The sequence below is a fragment of the Chitinophaga pinensis DSM 2588 genome (assembly GCF_000024005.1).
GTDB classification, from domain to species: Bacteria; Bacteroidota; Bacteroidia; order Chitinophagales; family Chitinophagaceae; genus Chitinophaga; species Chitinophaga pinensis.
The window spans coordinates 4,692,128-4,705,443 of sequence record NC_013132.1 but is presented as its reverse complement, the minus strand read 5'-3'; the positions used below and the strand labels follow the sequence as shown (position 1 = coordinate 4,705,443).

The 13,316-nt window shown below is 45.8% G+C and carries 10 protein-coding genes; 4 read left to right on the top strand and 6 right to left on the bottom strand.

The features are described from left to right. Positions 1–151: 151 nt before the first annotated feature. Positions 152–2,092 (bottom strand): threonine--tRNA ligase, encoded by a 1,941-nt coding sequence (gene thrS / locus CPIN_RS18560; RefSeq protein ID WP_012791377.1) that lies wholly within the window; start codon positions 2,090–2,092, stop codon positions 152–154. Positions 2,093–2,247: 155 nt separating this feature from the next. Beyond that, positions 2,248–2,811 (bottom strand): DUF3347 domain-containing protein, encoded by a 564-nt coding sequence (locus tag CPIN_RS18555; RefSeq protein WP_012791376.1) that lies wholly within the window; start codon positions 2,809–2,811, stop codon positions 2,248–2,250. A 114-nt stretch (positions 2,812–2,925) separates the two neighbouring features. Here CPIN_RS18555 and CPIN_RS18550 point away from each other — a divergent pair, with 114 nt between their 5' ends. The 4 genes from CPIN_RS18550 (at position 2,926) to CPIN_RS18535 (ending at position 7,993) form a co-directional block, all read left to right on the top strand. After that, positions 2,926–4,929, top strand: a complete 2,004-nt coding sequence (locus CPIN_RS18550) for an ABC-F family ATP-binding cassette domain-containing protein (protein WP_012791375.1) — start codon at positions 2,926–2,928, stop codon at positions 4,927–4,929. Between the two features lie 214 nt (positions 4,930–5,143). Beyond that, positions 5,144–5,830, top strand: a complete 687-nt coding sequence (locus CPIN_RS18545; RefSeq protein WP_044221892.1) for a response regulator transcription factor — start codon at positions 5,144–5,146, stop codon at positions 5,828–5,830. Next, positions 5,827–7,230: a HAMP domain-containing sensor histidine kinase gene (locus CPIN_RS18540; RefSeq protein ID WP_012791373.1), complete on the top strand. Its 1,404-nt coding sequence runs from the start codon at positions 5,827–5,829 to the stop codon at positions 7,228–7,230. Before CPIN_RS18545 ends, CPIN_RS18540 begins: the two co-directional genes overlap by 4 nt. A 97-nt stretch (positions 7,231–7,327) precedes the next feature. Next, entirely contained in the window at positions 7,328–7,993 is a 666-nt protein-coding gene (locus CPIN_RS18535) for an efflux RND transporter periplasmic adaptor subunit (protein WP_012791372.1), read from the top strand. A 241-nt stretch (positions 7,994–8,234) separates the two neighbouring features. Here CPIN_RS18535 and trhO read toward each other — a convergent pair whose 3' ends face one another. The 4 genes from trhO to CPIN_RS18520 form a co-directional block, all read right to left on the bottom strand. After that, the gene (gene trhO / locus CPIN_RS18530; protein WP_012791371.1) at positions 8,235–9,275 is read right to left on the bottom strand and encodes an oxygen-dependent tRNA uridine(34) hydroxylase TrhO; all 1,041 of its coding nucleotides are present in this window, start codon (positions 9,273–9,275) and stop codon (positions 8,235–8,237) included. 194 nt (positions 9,276–9,469) lie between these two features. Next, entirely contained in the window at positions 9,470–9,676 is a 207-nt protein-coding gene (locus tag CPIN_RS38660) for a hypothetical protein (RefSeq protein ID WP_012791370.1), read from the bottom strand. Between the two features lie 407 nt (positions 9,677–10,083). Then, the gene (locus CPIN_RS18525) at positions 10,084–12,633 is read right to left on the bottom strand and encodes a DUF5686 family protein (protein WP_012791369.1); all 2,550 of its coding nucleotides are present in this window, start codon (positions 12,631–12,633) and stop codon (positions 10,084–10,086) included. 125 nt (positions 12,634–12,758) lie between these two features. Further along, positions 12,759–13,124 carry a hypothetical protein gene (locus tag CPIN_RS18520; protein ID WP_012791368.1) on the bottom strand — a complete coding sequence of 122 codons (366 nt, stop codon included), beginning with the start codon at positions 13,122–13,124 and terminating at the stop codon, positions 12,759–12,761. Between the last annotated feature and the right edge of the window lie 192 nt (positions 13,125–13,316).

Genomic DNA, 13,316 nt, shown 5'->3' with positions numbered 1-13,316 from the left:
ACAGCGTCTTAGAGATTGGTCGCCCGGCGGGTGATCTGAATCCGCAGACAGTCATCTGTAATCTATGGACTATAAAGCAATTAACGTACCCGAAAATACAAAAGTTCAATTAGTTAAAAATATATTTTATGATCTTTTGTATAGAATTGAATTATTCGAACGGTTTTCTGCTAACTACTTCCTCTTTTACGAGTGCAATGAATTGATCAATGTCCATCGCGCCGAGGTCGCCTTTTGCTTGTCTGCGTACCGCGACTTTGCTTTCAGCAGCTTCCTTCTCACCGATCACGAGCATGTAAGGTATCTTTGCAAGTTCAGTTTCCCTGATCTTTTTACCTATCTTCTCGCTACGGTCATCAATTTCTGCGCGAATTTCAACATTTTTCAGCAATTCTGCTACTTTTTCTGCATATTCCTGGTTCTTGTCACTGATCGGCAGGATCTTTACCTGGGTTGGTGTCAGCCACAGCGGGAATTTACCACCACAGTGTTCGATCAGTACCGCAATGAAACGCTCCAGTGAACCGAATGGTGCACGGTGGATCATCACCGGGCGATGTTTCTGGTTATCAGCACCTACATACTCCAGTTCAAAACGCTCCGGCAGGTTATAATCCACCTGGATGGTACCCAGCTGCCATTTACGGCCGAGGGCGTCTTTCACCATGAAGTCCAGTTTTGGTCCGTAAAACGCGGCCTCACCGTATTCTACGACTGTTTTCAAACCTTTCTCCGCTGCTGATTCAATAATTGCCTGTTCAGCGAGGTTCCAGTTTTCATCGCTACCGATGTATTTAGCCCTGTCTTCCTGATCACGCAGGGAAATCTGAGCAGTATAATCGGTGAAATTCAGACTTTGGAACACATACAGTACCAGGTCGATTACTTTACAGAACTCTTCTTTTACCTGGTCAGGACGACAGAAAAGGTGCGCATCATCCTGAGTAAATCCACGTACACGGGTCAGGCCATGGAGTTCACCATGCTGCTCGTAACGGTATACGGTACCGAATTCTGCAAAACGAACCGGCAGGTCTTTATAGCTCTTCGGACTGGATTTATAAATCTCACAGTGGTGCGGACAGTTCATCGGCTTCAGCATGAACTCCTCGCCTTCTTCCGGCGTATGGATCGGCTGGAAGCTGTCTTTACCATATTTCTCGTAGTGACCGGAAGTGATGTACAGATTCTTGTTACCGATATGCGGCGTTACCACCGGCATATAACCACTTTCGATCTGTGCTTTCTGCAGGAAGCTCTGTAAGCGTTCACGCAGCATAGCGCCTTTTGGCAACCATAAAGGCAGACCAAGACCTACTTTTTCAGAGAAAGTGAACAGTTCCAGTTCCTTACCCAGTTTACGGTGGTCACGTTTTTTTGCCTCTTCCACCAGGTGCAGGTATTCATCCAGCTCCTTCTGTGTAGGGAAAGTGATACCGTAAATACGGGTCAGCATCTTATTTTTCTCATTACCACGCCAGTAAGCGCCGGCAATGTTAGTCAGCTTGATAGCTTTGATGAAACCGGTGTTCGGGATGTGTGGTCCGCGACACAGGTCCGTAAAGTTACCTTGTGTATAGAAAGTGATGGAACCATCCTTCAGATCCCTGATCAGTTCCAGTTTATACTCGTCGTTCTTTTCGGTGAAGTATTTTTCTGCGTCGGCTTTGCTGACTTCACGGCGCTCGTAGACGCTGTTGTTCTTTGCCAGTTCAGCCATCTTGTCGCCGATCTTCTGCAGATCCTCTTCAGAAATACTGCGCCCTCCCAGGTCAATATCGTAATAGAACCCGTTTTCAATAGCAGGTCCGATACCCAGTTTCACCCCGGGATACAACGCTTCCAGTGCTTCTGCCATCAGGTGAGCAGAAGAGTGCCACATGGTAGATTTACCGTCCGTATCGTTCCATGTCAATAGCTGAAGCGTGCCATCCGTGGTAATGGGGCGGGACGCATCCGTCACCTCGCCATTAAATTTAGCGGCCAAAACTTTTCTTGCCAATCCTTCGCTGATGGACTTGGCAACATCCATGGCAGTTACTCCTGCTTCATACTGACGAACTGCGCCATCCGGTAATGTAATGTTGATCATACGATTTGAGCTGTTATTCTACAGCTGATTGCTGTTTGCTTTTATGTTGATTTTAAATAGCCTATAAAATCGGCTTGCGAAGTTAAGAAAAATGACGGCATTTTTGTATATCAAATGTAATGGCCCTCACTGCATTCTTACCTCATGTGTAAAGTTTAATAACTTAAACTGTCCGTAACCTCCACACAACCCAACATTCCGTTACCGAAAAAGGGATTCTGTAATTTACTGCTTTTACTCATCCAATACGCACCCCGGTCGTTAAATGCCATCGGACAATACTGCCTGTACACCGTACTTCCTTTCAACCCCGTCGCCTGGATAATATCATACAACATGTCTGACACCATGCCGAAACCGGCCCTTTTCTCTTCAATATCCTGCTCTCCCAGTACGCCCGTCAGTTCAGCGCTGATACTGCCGGTTGCACTCCGGATCGCGGCCAGTTTTACAGCATCCATCTGTAATGCCTGTAAGGGTAAACTGTCAACATGTTGTTTCAGCTGCGCCGCCCATTTATTAACATAAGTCGCATTGCCCTGAGAAAAACCGTCGGTCAGGTCATAATATGCGTCCATCGTTACCTGCAGAGAATCATAGAATTGCGCAGCATACGGCGCCTTCAGGTGCTCCTGTGGGGCGGTTCCCGCAGGCTCTTTTTTAACAGATTCGTTACAGGCTAAGAACGCGATGATAACCAGAAATATAGCTGACCTCATGTTTTATTTCACTTTTGCCGCCAAAGATAATCGAATCAGTCGATAGAAGTGCCTCACCCCCTAGGGACTCTCCCTGAAAAGCACTAACTTTGCACCTCTCAATTAAATTTTCACATGCTGATAGCACTACAGGATATCACTTTTGAGTTTGGCGCAAGGGCCATTGTTGAAGATGCTTCATGGCACATTGTACCGGGAGACCGCGTAGGTCTGATCGGATTGAACGGAACCGGAAAATCTACCCTTCTGCGTGTCATCAATGGTGAATACACCGTTTCAAAAGGTAGCGTAAACAAGATCAAAAACCTTTCACTCGGATTCTTTAACCAGGATCTCCTCAGTTTTGAATCGGATGAATCTATCCTGAATGTGGGCATGACAGCTTTTGAGGCCGCCCTCAAACTGGAAAAAGATATTGAGCGTATCACCCTCGAACTGGAAACCAATGAGGCGGAGGCCCTGCTCATGGAATATGCCGACAAACTCCATGAGTTTGAAGCCCTCGACGGTTATAATATGCGGCACAAAACCGCCCAGGTACTCGAAGGTCTCGGGTTTTCCACCGCTGACCTCGAACGTCCCTACAGCCAGTTCTCCGGAGGTTGGCGTATGCGTGTACTCCTGGCTAAACTAATCCTTCAGCAGCCGGATGTACTCATGCTCGATGAACCGACGAACCACCTTGACCTCCCTTCTATCGAATGGCTGGAGAAATACCTCCTGGGGTATAATGGCGCCGTAATCATCGTATCGCACGACCGTTTCTTCCTGGACAGAATGGTGAATAAAATCGTAGAACTTTATCAGCAGCAGTTACACCACTATGCCGGTAACTACGAAGACTATGAACAGGAAAAAGACCTGCGCCGCGAAATGCAGCAACGCGCTTATGAAAACCAGCAGGATTATATCCGTCAGCAGGAACGTTTCATCGAGCGCTTTAAAGCAAAAGCATCCAAAGCAGCACAGGCACAGAGTATTGCCAAACGCCTCGACAGACTCGAAAGAGTAGAACAGGTTGACAACGGTCCTTCCAAGATCCGTATCAACTTTACCCCTGATAAAATGCCTGGTAAGATCATTACCACACTCAATAACGTTACAAAACGCTTTGGTAATCTGACGATTCTCCAAAATGCCAGCGCAGAGATCAACCGCGGTGATAAAATCGCCCTGATCGGTGCAAACGGTAAAGGTAAATCTACCCTGCTGCGTGTAATAGCCGGCGTTGAACCAATGGAAGGTGAACGTATCGGTGGGCACAACGTCGTACAAAGCTTCTACGCACAGCACCAGCTGGAAAGCCTGGACCTGAACAGCGAAATCCTCGACGAACTGAAAAACTTCGGTAGCGGTCGTACGGAAGTAGAACTCCGCGCCCTCCTGGGTTGCTTCCTCTTCACCGGCGATGATGTATATAAAAGGATCAAAATCCTGTCCGGAGGTGAAAAAGCACGTGTGGCCCTGGCCAAAACGATCATCAGCCAGGCGAACTTCCTCCTGCTCGATGAACCGACGAACCACCTGGATATGAACTCCGTACAGATGCTGATTGACGCACTGGCACAATACGATGGAACCTATGTGCTCGTATCGCACGACCGTTACTTCGTAAGCCAGACCGCCAACAAAATCTGGGAAATCGTTGACGGTGAGATCAAAGAATTCAAAGGCACTTACGCTGAATGGGAAGAATTCAAAAAACGTCAGGCAGATGCTGCAAAACTGGCTGCCGGCGATAAAAATGCCAGCGAGTCAAAAAAAAAAGAAGTAAAGACAGAGCGACCAGCGAATAACAATAATAATAACAACAATTCCGGTAATAAGAACAACGCCAAGGTCGAAACGCCGCAGAAAAATGTCCCTTTTGACAAGGAAAAACAAAAGGAACTGCAGAAGTACAAACGCCAGTTCCAGCAACTGGAAGAGCAACTGGCCAAACTGAATGAGAAAAAAGCGACCATCGAAACTGCCATGAACAACCCTGACGTATATGCCGACAGGAAAAAGTTTCAGCAACTGGAAGCCGAATACAATCAGTTGGGTAAAGAACTGAAACAGGCAACGGAAGAGTATGAAAAAGTGTTCGAAATACTGATGGAACTGGAAAACAATTAGGAACTAACAATTAGGAATTAGGAATTATATTATTATAGTTTCACCCGATACCTTAGGATGATCTTTGAATTTGAGCCAAATTGAAAATTTGGTTGATGATATGAAGCAATTCCTAATTCCTAATTCTTTAAAAGGGACAGCTTTTACGATAGCCCCTACAACCGATACTGAAAGCAAACTCGTATCTTCAGGCCGGAGAAATATATATAATATTATGCAGCGCATACTCGTAGTTGAAGACGAAATCAAAGTGGCTAATACCGTAAAAAAGGGATTGGAAGAGAATGGCTTTGAAGTAGACGTCGCCTATGACGGCCGCATGGGTAAAAGCCTGGCTGCCAGCAATAACTACGACCTGGTCATCCTGGACCTCAACCTCCCCCATGCTAACGGATACGAAGTATGCGAAGTGATCCGCCGTAAAAATAATGCGATCCCCATCATCATGCTTACCGCCCTGGGTGGTATGGATGATAAGATGCAGGCATTCGAACTGGGCGCTGACGATTACCTGGTAAAACCTTTCGACTTCAGAGAACTCATGGCCCGTATTAGGGTGTTCCTCAAACGCGCCGGTTCCGAAGTACAGGAAAACAACCAGTATAAGATCGTTATCGGCGACCTGGAAATTGACCGTGAGAAGAAAGAAGTAACGCGTGGTGGCAAAAAGATCGCCCTCACCGCCAAAGAATATCAGCTGCTGGAATTCCTGGCACTCCATAAAGGAAAGGTGATCTCCAAACTGGTCATTGCCGAAAAAGTATGGGACATCGACTTCGATACCGGTACCAACGTCATCGAAGTATATATGAACTTCCTCCGGAAGAAGATCGACAAAGATTTTGATAATAAGCTCCTGCATACAAAAACAGGAATGGGATATTACCTGGCCGAAGAGTGAAGATTAAATACAAAATAGCGCTCTCCTATTCTGTTTCAGCATTCGTACTGCTGAACACCTTTGCTATTCTGGCCTATTATTTCTCTGCGCAATCCCGCAAAGCGGAATACCTGGAACGTCTGGAATACCGTGCCCGCTCCATCGCCAACGTCATCATCGAAGATGACCGCGTCAAGGTAGACCTCCTGCGTAAACTGGATAAAACCACTTTTCAGGACCTTTACAAGGAAACCATCCTCGTATACAATCCATCCTACGATCTTGTCTATTCTAATGTAAAGGATACGGCTATCCGTACCCCCCGCCGCCTGCTGGATTACATTAAAAAGAACGGAGAATATAGTCATGAACGTGATAACGGCGAACTGGTAGGTGTTTACTACACCGAAGGCTCCGTATCCCTCATTGTACTGGTCACCTCCTTTGATAAATACGGGTTTCAGAACCTGCAGAACCTCCGCCAGATCCTCATTATCGAGATCATCGTCGCCATCATACTGCTGGTCATTATCGGTTATTTCTTTGCCGGGCGGATGGTACAGCCGATTGACAAACTCGTGGAACAGGTACAGACCATCAACGCTAACAACCTGCAAGGCATGACGGTAGATGCCAAAGGCAAAGACGAAATCGCACAGCTGGGCGCCAACTTTAACACCATGCTGATTCGGCTCAGTAATGCCTTTGACCTGCAAAAGAGCTTCGTGAGTAATGCCTCCCACGAACTGAGAACGCCGCTTGCCTCCATTATCAGCCAGCTACAGGTGGCCCTATCCAAAGAAAGAGAGAAAGAAATATATGTCGACGTACTCAATTCCGTACTGGAAGATGCCCAGCACCTCTCCGACCTGAGTAATGGTCTGCTCCAGCTGGCACAGTCCGGACTGGATGAAAGGCAGTTTGTCTTTTCTGAAGTAAGGATCGACGAACTGATGCTGGATATGGGGAACCTGATCAAACTCAAACATGCCCCGGCTACTCCCGGCGCTGAGCCACAGAAGTCTCCCCGCATAGACATCAGCTTCCTTAAAGTACCCGAACAGGATACGGAACTGACCTGCGAAGGCAATGAAAGTTTGCTGAAAGTATTGTTCCTGAACCTGCTGGACAATGCCCTTAAATTCTCCAAAGACAATACCGTCTCCGTTACCATCGACTTCAATGACAGCGCCATACAGGTGCAGGTCATAGATAATGGTATCGGTATCCCGACCGGCGAACTGGCCAAAGTCTTCGAACCTTTCTATCGTGGGTCTAATTCCCACCAGGTACGCGGTCATGGCCTGGGTCTTTCTATCTGCAAAAGAATCGCGCTCCTGCACAAAGGGCAGCTTGCTGCCAGCTCTATACTGGGTGAAGGCACCACATTTACAGTGGAACTGCCGCATAAACACCAGTAAATCCCCACCCACCTCTACATTTTAAGCTCATTTTAATTGTCTTTAAAGCCTCCTTTAAGTGAGATTGCGGAGCTTTGCTGTAATTCTGAAATACGTCATGAAACGCAACACGCTACTCGTCATCTTATTCGCTGCAGGTATTAGCCTGTCAGCCTGTAAGCATCCCGAGCTGGAAGAAGGAGTGACCAACAAGACGTTTGTATTGAGCGATACCATGCTCAAAACAATCAGAATTGATACCGCCAGTCTTAAACCTGTCGAAAAGGAATTACAGTTACCGGGCAAAGTCGTACTGAACAATAGCAATATGCGGAAAACGGATGTACTGATAGATGTGGCCCAGGCAGATCTGAGAAATGTGAAAGAAGGTTATGAAGCAGAGATCATCTCCGAAAACCTGCCAGAGAAAGTCTTCTATGGAAAAGTGGAAACTGTATATCTCCCGAAAGATGCGGCTGCCGGACGCCTGAACATTGTACTGAACGATCCGGAAGCCATACTCAAACCGGATATGAAAGCAGCTGTGATCGTGCATTGTGATGAAGGAGATGATATGATTGCCATTCCCGAGACAGCAGTCATTGCCGACCACAGTAAGAATTTTGTACTGGTTTTCAAAGACAAATACAATATCCAGGTCAGAGAGGTGGAAACGTATACGACAGCAGGAGATATTATATATATACTCCGTGGCCTGGAAGCTGGTGAAAACGTGATATCCGCCCATCAACGGCAGATTTTCGACGCACTAAGCGATAATTAAAGTTGATCATCAAGGTTTTAGTTCGCATATAGGTTGATAGAATGGACATGCAAACAGGACTCTACAGGTGTTTACATTTGTTAGATAAGACTGTTCTACATGCTCAATTACTCCGCCCCGCCGCAGAAGATACAACGCGGGGCGGTTTTTTTTTAAGGCGTTTGATTTATATTAAATAGAAAGAGGCGGCCCGGGATTTCCTGGGCCGCCTCCATTTTTATAGACGCTCACTAATGTTGCATCAATCGTTTTCGCGTTCCAGTCTTGGACGCAGGCGTTGTTTCGATTTGTTGAAGATCATCTGTCCCTTGTCAACTCCTCTCCTCAGTTCATCGCGCTCCTCTTCCGGCATATGCAGCACACTCTTACAATCAGTGCTACAGGTACCTTCATAAGCCGCTGCACATTCCTCACATTGTATAAATAACAGGTGACAGGCATCATTTGCACAGTTGGTATGCGTATCTGAAGGTTTACCACACTGGTGACACTTACTGATCACTTCATCGGTTATACGTTCTCCCAGGCGATCGTCAAACACGAAGTTCTTTCCTTTGAACTTCAGCGGTAATCCCTGTTCTTTGGCCTTATTGGTATATTCAATAATACCTCCTTCCAGGTGAAACACATTCTTGAAACCGTTATGCAGCATATAGGCAGACGCCTTCTCACAGCGGATACCACCTGTACAGTACATCACGATATTCTTGTCTTTCTGGTCTTTCAGCATGTCAACAGCCATCGGCAGCTGCTCACGGAAAGTATCAGAAGGTACTTCTATCGCATTCTGAAAATGCCCTACTTCATATTCGTAGTGATTACGCATATCCACCACAATGGTATCAGGATCCTCCGTCAGCTCGTTAAAGCCTTTAGCGTCCAGGTATTTACCCCTGTTCGTGATATCGAAAGTCGGATCCTCAATACCATCGGCTACGATCTTTTCACGCACCTTAATTTTGAGTACCCAGAAAGACTTCCCGTCATCATCAACAGCGATGTTCAGGCGGATACCATTCAGGAAAGAATAAGAATAAAGCACATCTCTGAAAGCGTCAACATTGTATTCGGGAACGCTGATCTGTGCATTGATACCCTCATGGGCGACGTAGATACGACCGAATACGCCTAAAGTAAAAAGACGTTCGTACAATTCATTACGGAAGGCGGTGGGATCTTCGATCTTTGCGTACTGATAAAAGGAGATAGTAGTGCGGCGAAATGTTTCAGCCGCCAGCCGAACCTTCAGTTCAGCCGCAGAAACTCTGTTGTGTAATGCCATTTTTGTCGTTGAGAAATTTTAAGAACACTTGCCTTGTGAGCAAAATTTCATTTTTTGCCTCACCGGTATTGATCTTCAGACGCTCACTTCCAATAATATGTCTGAAAGTCTGTTTGATTTTTTCCGGTTCAGCCCCGCAAAGATAGCAAAACTTGCACTATGAATAAATGACTGCCGTCAGTCTGATAGCTGACTCAGCCCTGCCATACCTCCGTCTCCCTGGACCAGTCGTACAGGATAGCCGTCATGTAATAAGCCGCTGCACTGATAATCAGTACATAACCGGCAAAACCAATGGTCATAAATTCAGGAGAAGCCGTCCACTCGTTCAATTCCGCTACATACGCCACTGTGGCCATTAAAATTCCTAATATGAAAGCGATTAGCGCAATTCTCTTCATAAGGGGATAGTTTCGTTAAAGATTCACATGAAAGTGTTAGACGATATACTGGTAAACTGGCTCAAAATGTGTTTACTCACTATAATAACAGATCGCATAGTGAAATTGTTCAGGTAGGTTTAACATATCCTAACCTTTGTAACTATTTGATTATTATCGTATATAAATAAACTCTAAGACTTGGCATCCTTTTTGAAATTAAGGTATCGGACAAGCAAATTCGAGTTTAACCCAAAAATGTTAATTATGAGTACAGTTTTTCTCTACATTTTTTACCTGATAGTCGGTTTATGGATATACCGTCTTCTGGCTTACTTCTACGATCGTGATCCCAAAGAAAGCTACAAGGCAAGAAAACAAAGAGTTTAAGGCAAGCAGGGAAAGTCAATAAAAGGGCTTTCCCTTTTTTATTGCACGGTTTCATCCTGTTGTGGTCTTACAAAACTTCCGAATAGTCCCCCGAAGCCGACTCTTACACCTATTCTGGTATCATCCTTACTCTGGTAGCCGGCTATCACATCAACGCGCAGCACCTTCAGAATATTTTCCAGTCCGGCAAAAACTTCCACATAATTATTATCGCGGTTGATATAGAACGCATTAGATCCTGCTACCAGGTTCCATTTCAGGCGGTTAAACAGCGGAATCTTGTTCGTCAGCAGGCCGTTGAAATGATGTTCCACATTCGCAGTACCAAAAAGCGAAGCCGTATTACTGTAACGGTAATAAGGCGCCAGCTGGAAACTATTTAGATATTTGATATTATAAAACATCTGATTTCCATTAAAATGCTGGAAGTCAGGAATGTCTACACTTTTACTATTGAGGAATCCGCCCGCCCCAAAACGATACTGAAATTCCCCGAAAAGGCGGAGGTTGATATTATCCCGGATCTCAAAATTCCATTTGTCAAAATTTGCATCACTGCCCGCAATGTCCGGAATACCTTTACTATAGGCTACCCTAAAGATGGGGTATTTCGAACCGATGGCCACTTTCCTGTCCGGCAACTCTATAAAACGTTGTCCCGGCTGGAAGGAAAATGCCAGGTTCAATACCAGCGCCTGATTCCTCTCAAAAGGGATCCCTGCCAGTTCATAAGGATGATTGGGCAGGAAGTGTTTACCGGTGTCTTTCCTGAAACTATAGTCCGTCGTATTCTGCACCGGGATCCTGTCCTCATAAGAGATACCGGCCGAGATGGTGGCACTGCTCTGGAATCTTCTCCGGAACCGCAATTCACCAAACCAGTTCTCATACAGCTTCATATAGTTGTCCTTAAATAATAAGGTATAGAAGATATTAGCGATCGGTGACACCGGATTATCCCTGTTAAACTGGGACACCTGTTTACCTCCCCCTACCGTCCACGTATTGTAGCCAAAACGGCCACCCAGTTTTGCTTCCTTTCGCCATGACACGAACGTGTAAGCATTCAGATGGGTATTGCTGAATCCATACCTGATCCGGGGAATAATACGGAGCTGCTGGTTACGCGGCAAGTCCAGATCCAGTTCCGGTTCCACATTCAGGGAGATTCCCTCCACAGTATTATACTCCACCTGCGTCAATAAAGACTTCATACTGAAGTCATGAGAGTAGATCCCCGTATCCCGGCGGAAGTAAAATTTATGTTCCGCACCGCCCATACTGTACAGGAGCTGTGACACTTTAATGGGGGGTTGGTGTGCCTTCAGGGTATCCAGTCGCCATTGTGACCGGCTGCTGTCTCTCCTGGCACGTGCCGTACTGTCTTTTTTGCGGAAATCTGTCACTTCTTCAGGTTCCAGGGGCACCGGACGAATACTATCCCAATAAGCCAGTTGTTTGCTATCGAAGGCCGTATCATAGCGCATGATGGTACGATCGAAGTATTTTTTCGTAAAATTCGGCTGCAGGTTGTAATTGGAGTAGACGTTCACAAAACTACCTGCCACATTAAAACCAAACTGTTTGATGGTCAGATTGATGACCTGGTCTTTGGTACGCCATACTTCATTATTCACGGGTACATGGATCTGTGTGATGTGCAGGGTATCCATGATTTCCAGCTGGTATTCCTGTGTCACCATCAGGTCTACACTATGTATGCGCCAGTCATTATCCGTGATAAAGATGTAACCTGAAAACAGGGGCTCGTATTTTCGTCGGGGAATGACTTTAATCTTGTTAACAGTCTTCCCGTCATCCTGGAATACACCTTCCAGTCTGTATTTATAATACAATAATGCGTTTTCAGAGATCGGCGAGATATACCCTCTTTTACTGAATTGCGATACCATTGCCGTTACATTGTTTTCATAAAAATCAATGAAGGCGGGAAAGCTGAATCCAAATCCACCACCACTCTGACGGGCCGATAAAACTTCCACTTTAACGTCGTCCGGTCTTTTTACCGCCACCTTGGTAACAGATTCTGAAAGGAACAGTACCCCTTTCCTGGTAGAGTCCAGGCCCATGTCTTCCACGTCCTCCGCCCCTATCTTCTTGCCAAAGAAGCTGCCGGGCATATCTCTCATTTTGAAGACGCCTTTAATATAGTCGTTACAGGTATATTCCTTTACCTGGTCCAGGTAGTAGCCACGTTTTTTGATTGCCTGGCGGATAATAGCGTAAGCAGGATCTTCTCCACCTGATTTTACAATTACCTCTTTGATCTGCAAACTCAATGGCGACAGGGTAAAATTCAGTGTCTGCTCCGCGTCGGTGACTGTTATTTGTTGCTCTCCTTTTTTATACCCCATATACTGACACACCAGTATATAATTACCAGCCGGCACATCCAGGTGATACTGACCAGCCGCATTGGTAGTCGTACCGTTGGTAGTACCTTTTATAAATACAGATGCAAATGGCAAGGTTTCATTCTTGTCATTTGTTACCTTGCCCCTTATCATACCCGCCTGGGTATAATAAAAGCTGGTCAGCAGAATAAGGCTTAGTAAAAATTTGGGCATAATTGACAATTATGATATTTCCTACTATCCGCAAAGCAGGTCCTATCAAATAAATATAACGTTTAAGGGTAAGATGCGGGTATGTTGCGGTGCTTTTATGTGAAATTTAACAGGCACCCCGGCGGCTATGAGACAATAGGCGCAGGTTTCTTTTTGTAGCGCAGATAACTGCCCGTCAGTCCGCCGAAACCAGCGGTAAGTCCGCCGATAAACGCACTGATCACACCTATCAGTATAGGGTTTCTGGCCTTTACGATCAGTTCACTCATCCGGTTGGCGAGGATATGGTCATTCTGGATATCTTTAAAAAACGCCAGCGCCAGCCATAAAAGGAAGACGGCGATAAATCCGTTCAGGAATGATCTTAATGGCGGCAAAGGGATCAGTACCGCAACAAGAAATGCAGCTACAGCTACTGTCCACCAGGTGAAAAAGTAACCACCCAGGTAACTGAGCGCAATAATCAATATAAAACGAGGAACGGATTTCATATGTGTAAGATACGAAATATGCGACAAAGTGACCTCCGTATATCTACGCAATATTTCCGTAATAAAGTAAATGGGATCCGGGGGCGATTACCTTTACTGGCCTGCATATGGCGCTATTCAAGGAACAGAACGGGGGCTAACGGTGAGCGGTATATTATCTGAAAAAACCGGAAGCCTGTTCAGGGCCCCCGG